Annotated in this window: 14 protein-coding genes (1 of these 14 only partly in view); 6 read left to right on the top strand and 8 right to left on the bottom strand. The window is 61.6% G+C overall.

What is annotated here, in order from left to right; all coding sequences use genetic code 11:
• The 6 genes in view from C2U30_RS14640 to C2U30_RS14615 are tightly spaced (at most 2 nt apart) and all read right to left on the bottom strand, a layout consistent with a single transcriptional unit that may run on beyond the window.
• A protein-coding gene (locus tag C2U30_RS14640) for a tetratricopeptide repeat protein (RefSeq protein WP_199767280.1) crosses the window boundary here: on the bottom strand, positions 1–628 show its 5' portion. Its footprint begins 551 nt before the window's first position; only the first 628 of its 1,179 coding nucleotides appear in the window; the start codon lies at positions 626–628; its stop codon lies off the left edge, out of view.
• A 2-nt stretch (positions 629–630) separates the two neighbouring features.
• Positions 631–1,293: an energy transducer TonB gene (locus C2U30_RS14635; protein ID WP_102948975.1), complete on the bottom strand. Its 663-nt coding sequence runs from the start codon at positions 1,291–1,293 to the stop codon at positions 631–633.
• Positions 1,290–1,691, bottom strand: coding sequence for an ExbD/TolR family protein (locus tag C2U30_RS14630; RefSeq protein ID WP_069651569.1), 402 nt, complete (start codon positions 1,689–1,691; stop codon positions 1,290–1,292). The genes C2U30_RS14635 and C2U30_RS14630 overlap by 4 nt, the downstream gene beginning before the upstream one ends.
• Positions 1,688–2,218 (bottom strand): MotA/TolQ/ExbB proton channel family protein, encoded by a 531-nt coding sequence (locus C2U30_RS14625; protein WP_041214167.1) that lies wholly within the window; start codon positions 2,216–2,218, stop codon positions 1,688–1,690. The genes C2U30_RS14630 and C2U30_RS14625 overlap by 4 nt, the downstream gene beginning before the upstream one ends.
• Complete coding sequence (locus C2U30_RS14620) at positions 2,215–3,522, bottom strand: MotA/TolQ/ExbB proton channel family protein (RefSeq protein ID WP_103244000.1); 1,308 nt, start codon at positions 3,520–3,522, stop codon at positions 2,215–2,217. Before C2U30_RS14620 ends, C2U30_RS14625 begins: the two co-directional genes overlap by 4 nt.
• On the bottom strand, positions 3,519–4,280 hold the full coding sequence (locus C2U30_RS14615; RefSeq protein WP_182976204.1) for a DUF3450 domain-containing protein: 762 nt from the start codon (positions 4,278–4,280) through the stop codon (positions 3,519–3,521). The genes C2U30_RS14620 and C2U30_RS14615 overlap by 4 nt, the downstream gene beginning before the upstream one ends.
• Before the next feature lie 211 nt (positions 4,281–4,491).
• Here C2U30_RS14615 and C2U30_RS14610 point away from each other — a divergent pair, with 211 nt between their 5' ends.
• The gene (locus C2U30_RS14610; RefSeq protein WP_010672236.1) at positions 4,492–5,268 is read left to right on the top strand and encodes a LuxR family transcriptional regulator; all 777 of its coding nucleotides are present in this window, start codon (positions 4,492–4,494) and stop codon (positions 5,266–5,268) included.
• Positions 5,269–5,333: 65 nt separating this feature from the next.
• Here the strand turns inward: C2U30_RS14610 and glmS are convergent, their stop codons facing one another.
• Together glmS and C2U30_RS14600 are read right to left on the bottom strand one after the other, a co-directional pair.
• Complete coding sequence (gene glmS / locus C2U30_RS14605) at positions 5,334–7,166, bottom strand: glutamine--fructose-6-phosphate transaminase (isomerizing) (protein WP_103243999.1); 1,833 nt, start codon at positions 7,164–7,166, stop codon at positions 5,334–5,336.
• A 55-nt stretch (positions 7,167–7,221) separates the two neighbouring features.
• The gene (locus C2U30_RS14600; RefSeq protein ID WP_010672253.1) at positions 7,222–7,995 is read right to left on the bottom strand and encodes a DeoR/GlpR family DNA-binding transcription regulator; all 774 of its coding nucleotides are present in this window, start codon (positions 7,993–7,995) and stop codon (positions 7,222–7,224) included.
• A 122-nt stretch (positions 7,996–8,117) separates the two neighbouring features.
• Between C2U30_RS14600 and blrA the strand changes: the two genes are divergently transcribed.
• The 5 genes from blrA to creD all read left to right on the top strand — a co-directional run bounded on the left by blrA (position 8,118) and on the right by creD (position 13,967).
• Entirely contained in the window at positions 8,118–8,792 is a 675-nt protein-coding gene (gene blrA, locus C2U30_RS14595; RefSeq protein ID WP_103243998.1) for a beta-lactam response regulator transcription factor BlrA, read from the top strand.
• 34 nt (positions 8,793–8,826) lie between these two features.
• Positions 8,827–10,248, top strand: a complete 1,422-nt coding sequence (gene blrB / locus C2U30_RS14590; protein WP_103243997.1) for a beta-lactam sensor histidine kinase BlrB — start codon at positions 8,827–8,829, stop codon at positions 10,246–10,248.
• Between the two features lie 99 nt (positions 10,249–10,347).
• Positions 10,348–11,142, top strand: coding sequence for a class D beta-lactamase (gene blaOXA, locus C2U30_RS14585; protein ID WP_103243996.1), 795 nt, complete (start codon positions 10,348–10,350; stop codon positions 11,140–11,142).
• A 134-nt stretch (positions 11,143–11,276) separates the two neighbouring features.
• A complete protein-coding gene (locus C2U30_RS14580; RefSeq protein WP_076611394.1) occupies positions 11,277–12,479 on the top strand; it encodes an ISL3-like element ISAeme19 family transposase in 1,203 nt (400 codons plus the stop codon).
• A gap of 96 nt (positions 12,480–12,575) precedes the next feature.
• Positions 12,576–13,967 carry a cell envelope integrity protein CreD gene (gene creD / locus C2U30_RS14575; RefSeq protein WP_103243995.1) on the top strand — a complete coding sequence of 464 codons (1,392 nt, stop codon included), beginning with the start codon at positions 12,576–12,578 and terminating at the stop codon, positions 13,965–13,967.
• Positions 13,968–13,975: the final 8 nt, after the last annotated feature.

Raw genomic sequence — 13,975 nt, 5'->3', positions numbered from 1 at the left:
AGAGATTGAGCGACACAGCCTGCTGCCACCACTTGCTCTCTTTCGGCTCGCGGTGGATCAACTCTTCGGCCTGATCCGCAGCCACGCCGTAACGCTGCAATGCAGTGAGGGAGGAGAGGCGGATGATGGCTGCCTGCTTCTGCCAGCTTTTCTTCAACAGTTGTTCACTCTGGCTGGCTGCCTCGCCGTACTGCTTGTTGTGGTAATAGAGGCCAGCCAAGCGCAGACGCAAGGTATCGTCAGCCTTGATGGCCAATGCGGCCTTGTAGCTGGCGATGGCGCCGGACCAGTTGGATTGCTGGGCCTGGATATCCCCGCGCAGACGCAACAACTGAAGTCGTTGCTGCTCTGGCCACTCTTTATAGGCAAGAGCCTGCTCCACGTAGCGACTCGCCTGTGCGGTCTGCTGCAGATTGGCGGTCAGAGAGGCCTGTAACTGCGCCAGCCAGGCGTGCTCAGCCTCGGAACCGGGTTTGAGCACAGCCGCCTTGCTCTGGGCCTGTTGCCACTGGCCGGATTGATAGAGCTTCATCACGGGCTCCAGCTGGCGGGAGAAATGAGGGCTCACCTCCATCGCCAGACAGGCTTGGCTGACCAGGGCCAGCAGACAGATCCAGATCCGCAACATGGTTATGACTCCAATTTGAATTTGAGCGTGATGACTTGCACCAGTTTGTCGGTGGCGCCCGGCCTCGGCTGATAGCGCCACTTGTTGATCGCCTGAATGGCCGCTCGCTCGAACTGACGCTTCGGCTTCGCCTCGACCACCTCCACATCCTGTACCCGGCCGTCGGCATCGACGCTGAAACGCAAGGTCACGGACCCCTCGATGCCGGCCTGCTGGGCCCGGTAGGGATAAACAGGCTCAACCCGTTGCAGCGGCATCAGCATGTCGCCGGCACCGATCCCGGTACCCTGCTGCTGACCATGGAAATTGCCGCTCGCGACCGGAGTGGGACTGGTCGCCACGCCAGGGGCAGAGACCTGTACCGCACTCAGGGTCGAGACCAGATCCAGGCTCGGCTGTACCGAAGGCAGCGGGGCCGCCGCCGGCATGGGCATCGGTGTCGAAGCCAGCGCGGCAGGCGGCTCCGGCAAGGGTTCCGGCTCCTGGGGTACCGGCCGCTCACGCACCTGTACCTCAGTCACCTCGTTCTGCATGTTGATGACAATGGATTTCTGCTCTGTGGTCGCCTTCTCCCCTCCGGGCGGCTCCACCAGGGTGGCCATGAACAACAGGATGCCCAGACTGAGGGTCATCCCCAGTCCCAGGCTCATCAACTTGTGTTTCATTTCGGTGCCACCGCCACGGCGATGTTGTCGATGCCTGCCGCCTTGGCTTCATCCATCACCCGCACCACCTTGCCGTGGGGTACCCGTTCATCGGCCTGGATCACCAGGCTTGCCTCGGGCTGCTCCGCCAACAGTCGGGCGAGGGTGGCCTGCACCCGCTCCACATCCACCTGTTTGCGGTCGAGGAAGATCTGCCCCTGAGCGCCGATCGCCAGCATGATGCTGGACGATTTCTGCGCCTTGGCCTGGCTGGCCTGGGGTCTGTGTACCTCAAGCCCGGCTTCGCGCACGAAGGAGGTGGTCACGATGAAGAAGATCAGCATGATGAAGACGATATCCAGCATGGGGGTCATGTCGATCTGCACTTCATCGCGCTGGCGTTTGGATTGCCGTCTCATTGCATTACCTTCTCTTCTCGCAGGCCGTCCCGGGTCTTGGCCAGCGCACGCTTGGCCTGACTCTCGAGCCGGCTAAGTAACAACACGCCGGAGAGGGCCACCACCATGCCTGCCATGGTGGGGATGGTGGCGCGGGAGATCCCGCCCGCCATGCTCTCCGGGTTAAAGCGGTTGGCCGCAGCCAGCGCATCGAATACGCCTATCATGCCGGTCACTGTACCCAGCAACCCCAGCATGGGGCAGAGCACCACCAGGGTGCGGATGAAGATCAGATGACGGTTGAGCGCCAGCTCCACTTCTGCCAGCCAGCGCCCGCGAATCGCGCGAGCGTGCCAGCTGTGACGCTCGCGACGCGCCTGCCAGCGGCCCAGCAGCTGACGCTGCAACGGTGCAAACCCCAAGTTGAGGTAGAGCAGCCGCTCGATCATCAGAATCCACATCAGCACCAGCAAGGCCAGAATGACCCAGAGCACCGGGCCGCCACGGCCCATGAAGCTCTGCAACTGCTGCCAGATGTCGAGCATCATGCTACCCGCTCCACCCTGTCACCATTGCTTTCGGCCCGCTCGGCCAGGATCCCGGCCACCTGCTGTTCCAGCACGTTGGAGAGCTCGGTGAAACGGGACTGCAACAGGCTGTGGGCCAGGATCAGCGGAATGGCCGCTACCAGACCCTGCACCGTGGTGACCAGGGCCATGGAGATGCCGCCCGCCATGATCTTGGGATCGCCGGTACCGAACTGAGTGATAGCCTGGAAGGTGCCGATCATACCGGTCACGGTGCCGAGCAGACCCAGCATGGGGGCGATGGCCGCGATCACCTTGACCATGCCGATGCCGCGCTCCAGGCGAGGGGTCTCCTGCAGGATCGCCTCATCCAGACGCAGTTCGAGGGTCTCCATGCTCAGTTCTGGATGCTTGTCAGCCACCGTCAGCACCCGGCCGAGGGCGTTGTCGGCATGATATTCACCGCTCTTGAGTTGGCGACGAACCCGACCCAGTTCGCGAGAGAGGCTCCACAGCCGTACTCCAGCGATCCCCAGGCCGATGGCTGCCAGCAGCACGATGATGGCGCCGACCTGGCCGCCCTGCTGGACTTGCTGCCAGAAGGTGGGCGCCTGGGCCAGCATATCGAGCAGAACACCGTGGGAGGGATCCAGCGGCAACGCTTCTCCCTCCTGACCCTGATAAGCGGCCACAGCGGAAAGCACGCTGCCTGGCAGGCCCAGCACCGGACTCAGGCCTTCGGCCCCCGGTTGCAAGAAACCACCATCGCCCAGCAGGGCGAAGCTGCCGATCCGGGTCAACGTCTGCTCGCTGGCAACGCCCTGAGCATCGAGCACCTTGCCATTGAACTGGGCAACCCGGCCCGATTCGCGGATCTCCTGCAGCAAGGTGGCTGGCAGCAGGGCAAGGGCGGCGCGATCAGGCACCTGTTTATCCTGTGCCATGGTTTTCAGCGGGGCGAGACGATCAGGATACTGGCCCTCGACGGCGGATTCGCTCAGCAACTTGACCGCATCGCTGGCGCCCTGACGGGTGACCGCAAAGATGTCGTTCATGTCGCCGGAGGCTTGCTCCCACTGGGTATTGAGCTCCACCAGCTGCTTTTCATTGGCCGCGAACTGGCTGGCCAGCTCCTTGCTCAGGCGCTGGGCCTCGGCCAGCTTGGTGCGGGCACTGTTCAGCTCCCTGGAGACGGACGCCAGATCCTGCTGTGCCTGCTGTTCACGGGCCTGTTCCTGCTGCTGCCAGGCTTCCTCGGCCACGGCGGCTGTGGTGCCCAGAGAGAGGGCGAGGGCAAGGGGTAACCACTTCATGGTGACGCTCATGACTGGGCCTCCTGACCACGGCTGACGGAAAGGGGGACATTCAACAACTGGGGAACTTTCTTGTCAGCAGCCATTTCCAACGCCTCGGCGATGGGGGAGAGCCACTGGCCGTCGAGGGCTTGCCATTGCTTGCTCTGCGCAGACCAGCGCCACGCCTGGGAGCGATCGGCGGTCATCGCCAGCAGGGAGACCCGGCCCAGAGCCAGCACGTCGACCCGGCGCGGTGCGCCATCCAGCACCAGCTCGGCGGAATAATGGTCCAGTCTGCTGCCGTATTCGGCTTCAATCTGATAGGCCTGCAATAGCTGGCGGAACTTCTCCGCCTCGCTCACATCGGCTCTGGCCAGCGTCGCTTTCAAGGCAGCAACCCGCGCCAGACGATCCTCCCTGCGCAGCGGGATGTCATCCTGTACCAGCTGTTCCAGATCGGCTTGCATCTGCAGCATCAGGGGGACAAGCCCCTGTCTGGTCTCCTGTACCGCCTCCAACTGCTGGTTCAGCTTGCCCAGCTCGTTTTGCTGATCGGCCACCAGAGACTGCATGTAGCGGTTGTAGGCTTCCAGATCCCGCAGTTGAAGTTGGGCATTTTGCAGCTCAATCCTGGCGGCGACGGCGCCATCGGCGGCTTTCTCCACACGCAGCTGGGAGGCTTTCCCGTCGGCGATACTGTTCTTCAATGCTGGCGCAACCACCTCGTCGGCGGACACGACGCAATGAACGGCCATGGGTAACAAGGCCAGACCCCAAAACTTGTTCATGATATAAATCTTAACAATGATAACTATTCTCATTGTCTCAAAGAGTAGGGTCACTGGCAATCAGATGATTTTCTTGGCCTCTGGCCGAAAAAACAGGATACTTTTTAGACAAGTACGGGAATAACTGGCGTTGGTAGTCGCAACACCATTTTAAATAACTAAAAAATGTCTTTTCGATCAGCAAGATAAGTGATCGAAAAAGGAGACTTACATGTTTAACGATGCGATCTGGGAACACATAGATCGGTTCACCAAGGCGAAGAAGACCAGCGAGATCCAGCAACAACTGGAGCGCTTCAGTCATCAGATGGGGTTTGATTACTTCCGTTTGCTGATTATTTTCCCCATCAGCATGCAGAAATCCCATGTGGCCTTGTTCAACAACTGCCCCACCAGCTGGTTTGATGCCTATTCGGAACGGCACTACCTGACCCAGGATCCGGTCGTCTTCCTGGGACTGAAGCAGACCCAGCCCATCTTCTGGAACAAGCTCGATTGCGATGCCCCCTGGTTGCCCAGCGCCAGCAGGGAGGTGATGAACCTGGCCGCCGACTTCGGGGTGAGGAACGGCGTCTCCTTCCCGCTGCACACGCCGCAGGGGGAACACGGCATCCTCTCTTTCATCAGCAAGGAGAAGTCCAATTCCGATCTGATGTTTGAAAACGTTCCCCTGCTGTCATTCTGCGCCAGCTACATCTTCAACTCGGCCCTGACCCTCATCAAGGCCAGACCAGACCTGATGAAATACCTGGCCGAGCTGTCGGATCGGGAGAAGGAGTGCCTTTTCTGGGCCAGCGAGGGCAAGACCTCCTGGGAGATCGCCACCATCCTCGGCATCAGCGAGCGAACCGTGAACTTCCACCTCAATCAGGTCACCAACAAGACGGACTCGCGCAACCGCAACCAGGCGATCGCCAAGAGCATCTCCAGCGGCATCATAGTGCCCTCGCTGGACGATGTGACCATCACCAACCTGCGACTGTCGTAACGGCCACCAAGCCAGACAAACAAAAAGAGCCGCAATGCGGCTCTTTTTTCATTTCCGGCGACGGCTTATTCCACAGTCACGGATTTGGCCAGGTTGCGCGGCTGATCCACGTCGGTGCCCTTGATGAGGGCGACGTGGTAGGAGAGCAACTGCAACGGCACGGTATAGACGATCGGCGCGATCATCTCTTCCACGTGGTTCAGGCTCATCACCCGCATGGTCTCGTCGCTCTTGAAACCGGCGTCCGCATCGGCGAACACATAGAGGATACCGCCACGGGCACGCACCTCTTCCACGTTGGACTTGAGCTTCTCCAGCAGATCGTTGTTCGGCGCTACGACGATGATGGGCATCTCGGCATCGATCAGCGCCAGCGGGCCATGCTTCAACTCACCGGCGGCATAGGCCTCGGCGTGGATGTAGGAGATTTCCTTGAGTTTGAGCGCCCCTTCCATGGCGATGGGGTACTGGCTGCCACGACCGAGGAACAGGCTATGGTGCTTGTCGGCAAACTCTTCGGCCAGAGTCTCGATCTGCTTGGCCAGTGCCAGGCTCTCCTTGATGCGCACAGGCAGGGCTTGCAGCGCCTTGACCAGTTCGGCCTCGGCGGCGGCGCTCAGGTTGCCACGGCAGTGACCGACGGAGGCCACCAGCATCAGCAGACCAGCCAACTGGGTGGTGAACGCTTTGGTGGACGCCACCCCGATCTCGGCACCAGCCCGGGTCATGAAGGCTAGGTCGGATTCGCGCACCAGGGAGGAGCCTGGTACGTTGCAGATGGCCAGGGAGCTCATGTAACCAGACTCCTTGGCCAGACGCAGGGCGGCCAGGGTATCGGCAGTCTCGCCGCTCTGGGAGAGGGTCACCAGCAGGCTGTTGGGACGCACCACCGACTTGCGATAGCGGAACTCGGAGGCGATCTCCACGTCGCAGGAGACGCCGGCGATCTCTTCGAACCAGTAGCGCGCCACCATGCCGGAGTTGTAGGAGGTGCCGCAGGCGACGATCTGGACGTGCTCGACCTTGTCGAAAATGGCACGGGCGCCGTTGCCGAAGGACTCGACCACCACGTGATCGCTGCCCAGGCGGCCTTCCAGGGTATTGGTGATGGCCTTGGGCTGCTCGTAGATCTCCTTGAGCATGTAGTGGCGGTATTCACCCTTGTCACCGGCATCGTGGGAGAGCTCGGACTCCAACTCCTCGCGCACCACGGCCTCGCCGTGGGTATCGAAGATGTGCACGTCGCGGCGGGTCACTTCGGCCACATCGCCCTCTTCGAGGAAGATGAAGCGGCGGGTCACCGGCAGCAGGGCCATCTGGTCGGAGGCGATGAAGTTCTCGCCGATGCCGCGGCCGATCACCAGGGGGGAGCCGGAACGGGCCACCACCACGCGGCTGTCGTCACGGCTGTCCATCACGACTGTGCCGTAGGCGCCGCGCAGTTGCTTCACCGTGACCTGCATGGCCGCCAGCAGGCTGGGGGCGGATTTCAGCTCGTGGTGCACCAGGTGGGCAATCACCTCGGTGTCGGTGTCGGAGCTGAACACATAGCCCAGCGCCTTGAGCTCTTCCCGCAGCTCTTCGTGGTTCTCGATGATGCCGTTGTGCACCACCACGATATGCTCGGAGACGTGGGGGTGAGCATTGCGCTCGGACGGCTCGCCATGGGTAGCCCAGCGGGTGTGGGCAATGCCGGTACCACCGTGGACGGACTGCTCCTCCAGAGCCTTGGCCAGCTCGGCTACCTTGCCGAGGCGACGCACCCGCTGCAGCGGCTGGTCGGCGCTGAACACGGCGACACCAGCCGAATCGTAGCCACGGTATTCCAGACGGCGCAGGCCCTCTACCAGGATTTCAGCCACATCACGTTGGGCGACGGCCCCGACGATGCCACACATAGACTTCTCCTTGAAACGTAAGACGTTAATTCGGTTGGATAATGGTTTGTTCAAATCACACGGCCACGGGGGCGCAAATCAGCGTGATCCCCCTGGCCTGAATCTGTTCTCTGGCCGCATTGCTCAGCCCCTCGTCGGTCACCAGGGTATGGATGCCGGACCAGGGCAGCTCGAGATTGGGGATCTTGCGGCCGATCTTCTCCGACTCCACCATGACGATGACCTCCCGCGACACTTCGGCCATGACCCGGGAGAGGCCCACCAGCTCGTTGAAGGTGGTGGTGCCCCGCTCCGGGTCGATGCCATCGGCACCGATGAAGAGCTGGTCGAAGTCATAGGAGCGCAGCACCTGCTCCGCCACCTGCCCCTGGAAAGATTCGGAATGGGGATCCCAGGTCCCGCCAGTCATCAGCAGGGTGGGCTCGTTTTCCAGCTCGCGCAGGGCACCAGCCACATTGAGGGAGTTGGTCATGACGATGAGGCCGCGCTTGTTGCCCAGCATGGGGATCATGGCGCTGGTGGTGCTGCCGCTGTCGATGATGACGCGGTTGTGATCGCGGATCCGCTCGGCGGCGGCGCGGGCAATGGCCAGCTTTCGATTCGAAACTTGTTCCGGGTTGCTGTCCACCACCATCTCGCTGGGGAGGGGAACGGCACCGCCGTAGCGACGCAGCAACAGGCCACCGGTCTCCAGCACCGCCAGATCTTTGCGGATGGTCACTTCGGAGGTGGCGAAGTGTTTGGCCAGGGCATCGACGCTGACTTCCCCCTGCTCCTGCACCAGACTCACTATGGTGTGACGGCGCTGCTGTGTGTTGCGTTTGGTCATCTTTAAATTTCGATTCGAAAGAATGGCGAAATATTAATGCCTTTTCGGGAAAAATCAAACGGCAAATAGGATCCGATTTGGTTCGATGCCAGAATGAGGAGCCGATTTGCGACGAGGACGCCATGCAAAAACGACTCATCTGGCTGGTGGAAGATGAAGCCAGCATTGCCGATACCCTGATCTATGCCCTGCAGACCGATGGTTTCGAGGTGGAGTGGTTTCCCCTCGGTCAGCCGTTGCTGGCGCGACTGGAACAGACGCGACCGGATTTTTTGATCCTGGATGTGAGGCTACCGGACATCAGCGGTTTCGAACTGTGCAAGCGGGTGCGGGCACTGACCGATATTCCCCTGATGTTTCTCACCGCCCGCAGCGAGGAGATAGACAGGCTGATCGGGCTGGAGATAGGAGCAGACGACTATGTGGCCAAACCTTTCTCGCCCCGTGAGGTATGCGCCCGGGTGCGGGTCATCCTGCGCCGCAGCCAGCCCGCCCCCTACCAGCCGATACAGCCACTCGCCCTGGACGAGGAGCGGGCACGGATCTGCTTCCTGGGCCAGCCCCTGACGCTCACCCGCTATGAGTACCTGCTGCTCAAGACCCTGATGCTGGCGCCGGGTCGGGTCTACTCCCGCCAGCAGCTGATGGATCTGGTGTGGCAGGATGCGGAAGAGAGTCTGGATCGCACCGTCGACACCCACATCAAGACCCTGAGAGCCAAGCTGCGGGAGCGGGACCCTGACGCCAACCTGATCCTGACACACCGCGGGCTGGGCTACAGTCTGGAGCTGGCATGAACTCGGGGTGGCCGGGCATCGGTAGGGGGATGAGATGAGAATCGGATTGCAACTGCTGTGCGGCTTGGTGCTGATCTTCGCCCTGGCCGCCTGGTTCGTGCTGGAGATCTTCGTCGAGGAGATCAAGCCCGGGGTACGCAGCGCCACCGAAGATACCCTGGTGGACATGGCCCAGATGCTGGCCCCCCTGGCCCTGGACGACATGCAGGAAGGAAAGATGGCGAATGGCCGGCTGGCCAGCGCCTTCGCCCGCCTCAACCAGAGTCCCATCAATGCCCTCATCGATGGCCACCTCAAGCAACAGGCGGAGTACCGCATCTATGTGACCGACGCAAAAGGCAGGGTGGTCTACGACTCGGACGGGGTGGATCTGGGCAAGGACTACTCGCGCTGGAACGACGTCTACCTGACCCTGCGTGGCGAATATGGCGCCCGCAGCACCCGCACCGATCCCGACGATGCTGCCAGCTCGACCATGTATGTGGCAGCTCCGCTGCGGGAAGGGGCCGAGATCATCGGCTCCCTCACCGTCGCCAAGCCCAACAGCACCCTGCAGCCCATGATAGAGCGCAGCGAAGACCAGTTGCTGAAAGGGGCGGCCCTGCTGCTGTTCATCTCGCTGCTCATCGGCGCCTTGCTGGTGTGGTGGCTCAACCGCGCCATCGGCAAGCTGGTGCACTATGCAGATGCAATCAGCCAGGGTCAGCCCGCCAGCCTGCCGCGCCTCTACAGCCCCGAACTGGACAGGCTAGGCCACTCCCTGGAGACCATGCGCCGCCAACTGGACGGCAAGGCCTATATCGAGGCCTATGTCCACAGCCTGACCCACGAGCTCAAAAGCCCGCTGGCGGCCATTCGCGGGGCGGGGGAGATCCTGGCCGAGGCGCCGCCGCCGGACATCGCAAAGCGCTTTATCGGCAACATCAATCTGGAGACGGCCCGCATGCAGCAGCTGATCGAGCGCATGCTGCAACTCGCCCGCCTCGAATCAGGGCAGGGGCTGGACAGACAATCCGTCGAGCCGGCCCGGCTGGGCAGACGGGTGCTCGACGCCCGCCAGATCCAGGCCCAGCGCCGCCAGATCTCCCTGCACGCCGAGCTGGGGGAAGGTCAGAAGCAGAAGTGGGATCCCCTGCTGGTGGAGCAGGCCCTTGGCAACCTGCTGGACAACGCCCTCGATTTCGCCCCCGTCGGCAGTACCCTGGTGCTGAGCGGCGCCATGGAGGAGGGGGGTTATTGCTTCCGGGTGCGGGATCAGGGGCCAGGCATTCCCGACTTTGCGCTGCCCAGGATTTTCGAGCGTTTCTACTCCCTGCCAAGGCCAGACAAGGGAAAAAGCAGCGGCCTCGGGCTCAGTTTTGCCATGGAGGTGGCACGCCAGCACGGCGGCCATCTTGCTCTTGCCAATCAGCCGGACGGGGGGGTGCTGGCCACACTCTGGCTGCCCGGCAACTGAGGACACTTCACACCAAGCACACAGAGCCGGGCTAAGCTGCACCTCCTCGATGACGACCGTCCCCATCGATGCGCATTCATATTAATCAAGGAGATAGATATGCCCCGTATGCTGTTGTCCGGTCTGCTTGCCGCTGGCCTCTTCTGTGCACTGCCTGCCAGCGCCGCTTCTGGCTGCATGCTGTTTGCCGACGGCACCGGCAAACCCGTCAGCACCCAGGGGGACTGTGCCGCCCAGTTGACCCCGGCCTCCACCTTCAAGATCCCGCTGGCACTGATGGGCTATGACAGCGGCTTTCTGGTGGATGAACAACTGCCGGCCCTGCCGTTCAAGGCCGGTGATCCTGATTTCCTGCCGGAGTGGAAACAGACCACCACCCCGAGCAGCTGGATGCAATTCTCGGTCATCTGGTACTCGCAGCGCCTCACCGAGTGGCTGGGAGAAGCTCGCTTCCAGCACTACGTGGAGAGCTTCGACTACGGCAACCGGGATCTCGAAGGCAACCCGGGCAAGCACGACGGTCTGACCCAGGCCTGGCTCAGCGCCAGCCTCGCCATCAGCCCCCAGGAGCAAGCCCGCTTCCTTGGCAAGATGGTGAGCGGCAAGCTGCCGGTCTCCGCCAAGACCCTGCGCCATACCGCCAACCTGATGCGTCAGCCCGACATCGACGGCTGGCAGATCCACGGCAAGACCGGCATGGGTTACCCCAAGCAGCTGGATGGCAGCCTGGACAGGGAGCAGCAGATCGGCTGGTTCGTCGGCTGGGCCAGCAAACAGGACAAGACGCTCATCTTCGTCCACACCGTCATCCAGACGCCGGGCAAGCAGTTCGCTTCCCTCAAGGCCAGGGAGGAGGTGTTCGCCGCCCTGCCGGCCCGGTTGAAGACACTCTGATGCCAGCAAAACCGGCGCCTTGCGCCGGTTTTTTTAGGTTCTTCGCGGGATCTTGGGGAAGTGGAAGTTGACAGACAGGGTGCTGGTAAACTGGCTGTCTCCAAACACACCACCACCATCACCCTGCTGTCGCCGTGCATCATATTGATATTGCCTCCTTCTGGCCAGGTTATACCGTCATCGCCCAAGCGCTTTCTGCCAACCATCACACCCTGTTTACCCTTGAGCCTCGCGCCGACCTGTTGCCCCGTTGTCGCCGATGCCTGCAACCCACGCCATTGATCCACGACCAACGTATCCGCCGGGTGCGTGAGCGAGACCTATTTGACCGACAAGTCTGGTTACAACTGCCTGTTCGCCGCGTCGACTGTCTGCGCTGTGGTCGCGTCAGTGAACATATCGACTGGCTCCCCTCTGGCTCCCGCCTCACCCGGCGCATGCAGTGCTGGATTGAAGCGCTCGTTCAGTACCTCCCCATCCGCCATGTCAGCCAGCTCACCGGGGTCGGTTGGCACACCATCAAGGAGATCGACAAGCGCCGTTTGCAGACCAGTGTGGGCACCATCGAACTTGGGGAGGTGCGGCGGCTGGTGATGGATGAGTTTGCCCTGCACAAGGGACACCGCTATGCCACCGTGATCATGGATGCCGAGCGAACCCGCGTCCTGTGGGTGGGGCACGGCAACAGCCGGGCCGCTATCCGTCCCTTCTTCGAGCAGCTCGGCGAGCGATGCCAGCAGATTGAAGCGGTGGCGATGGACATGAACACGGCGTTCGACCTGGAGGTGAAGCAACACTGCCCGCAGGCGGAGGTGGTCTACGACCTGTTCCACGTGGTGGCTCGCTATGGCCGAGAGGTGGTGGACCGGGTGCGAGTGGAGCAGGCGAATGCACTGAAAAGCGATAAACCGGCGCGAAAAGTGGTCAAAAGTGCGCGTTGGTTGCTGCTACGTAATCGGGCGAAGTTGAGTGAAAAACAGGATGTGAAGTTGCAGGAGCTGTTGGCGGCGAATCAACCGCTGGCGATGGTGTACGTGCTGAAAGAGGGGTTGAAGGGCATCTGGTATGCGCCGAGCGTGTGGGAAGGATGGCGACGATGGCGGAGCTGGATGCGGCAGGTGAAGGAAAGCGGGCTAGCGCCGCTGCAACGATTTGGTCGAAATTTATCGAAATATATGCGGGGGATCCTGGCGAGTGCAAACTACCCGATGCACACGAGTGTGCTGGAAGGGGTGAACAACAAGATCAAAGTGATAAAGCGTATGGCATATGGATTTAGGGACTCAGAATACTTTTTTCTGAAAATCAAGGCGGCCTTCCCCGGAAAGCCGCGATGAACCTTTTTTTATCCCCCTTCACCACCGCTTCACACTGCCCCATCCTCCCTTCACACGACTCCGGCACACTCCCGTTCAACAACAAGGAGACGTGTCATGGTCAAACAGATTTTCACCCACAAGATCGCCCTGCTGCTGTTGCTCTGCCTGCTGATGATGATCCCGGTTCACGCCATCATGGAGCTGAATCGGGAGCGCCAGGCCTATCGCAGTCAGGCCATTCACAGCATCATGGCCAGCCACAGCGGGCCCCAGCGCCTGATGGGACCCGTACTGGTACAGCCCTATACCCGGACCGTCACCGTCGAGCAGGATGGCAAACATTTCGTTCGCAAGGAGCAGGTCTATCGCTACCTGCTGCCCCAGAGGCTGGACGTGCGGGCCAGCATGGAGGTGACCCCGCGCAAGCTCGGTATCTATCAGGCCCAGATTTATCACAGTCGCCTCTCCCTCTCCGGCCTGATGCCCACCAGCCTGGCTGACAAGGGACTGGTGGCCGGCAACCCGAACCTGAGCTTCGACCCGGCGGATCCCGCCCTGGTGCCGGGCAAACCCTATCTCAGCCTGATCCTCTCCGATGCCCGGGGCATCAGCCGCGTACCCGAACTGCAATGGGGGGAGCAACGCATCCCGTTTGCCCCTGGTGCCCAGCTGGGGGACTGGCGAGTGGGGATCCATGCCCCGCTCGACGCCTTGCCAGACGAAGATGGCCGCTTTCACATCGAGCTGGATCTGCAGGGCATGAACGCGCTGGAAGTGGTGCCGCTCGGACAGGACAGCCGGTTTCACCTGAGCGGCAACTGGCCCCATCCCAATTTTCTCGGCGACTTTCTGCCCGGTGAACGCACCCTTGCGGATCAAGGGTTCGAGGCAAGCTGGCAGACCAGCTGGTTCGCCACCGACATGGAGAGCCGCTTCAACCGCATGATGAAGGGAGCGGGCACCAAACTGCCGTCATTCAGCGTCAGCCTGGTACAACCGGTGGATCACTATCAGCTGAACGAGCGGGCCGCCAAATATGCCCTGCTGTTCATCGGCCTCACCTTCATCAGCTTCTTCATGTTCGAGCTGCTCAAGGGGCTGCGGGTACACCCCATCCAGTACGCGCTGGTGGGCATGGGGCTGGCCATCTTCTATCTGGTGCTGCTGGCGCTGACCGAGCATCTCGGCTTTACCTGGGCCTATCTCATTGCCGCCCTGGCCAGTGTGGCCCTCAACGGCTTCTACCTGAGCCATGTGCTGGGCGGCCCGAAACAGGGCATGGGATTCGCCGCCCTGCTGGGGCTGGTCTACGCCATTCTGTTCGGGCTGCTGCAGGCCGAGGAGACAGCCCTGTTGCTCGGCGCCCTGCTGCTGTTCGCCACCCTGGCGCTTGTCATGGGGCTGACTCGCAAGCTCGACTGGTATCAGGTGATGGAGAGCAGTCCCTCCGCCACCGCATGGGCGGCCCCCCAGCCATCGACCAGTGACACCAGCCATCAGCCATAAGCAAAAAA

Source organism: Aeromonas sp. ASNIH5, assembly GCF_002902865.1.
In the GTDB taxonomy this organism is placed as follows: domain Bacteria; phylum Pseudomonadota; class Gammaproteobacteria; order Enterobacterales; family Aeromonadaceae; genus Aeromonas; species Aeromonas caviae.
Note: the sequence above shows the minus strand (reverse complement) of the source record. Positions and strands in the feature narration are given on the sequence as shown.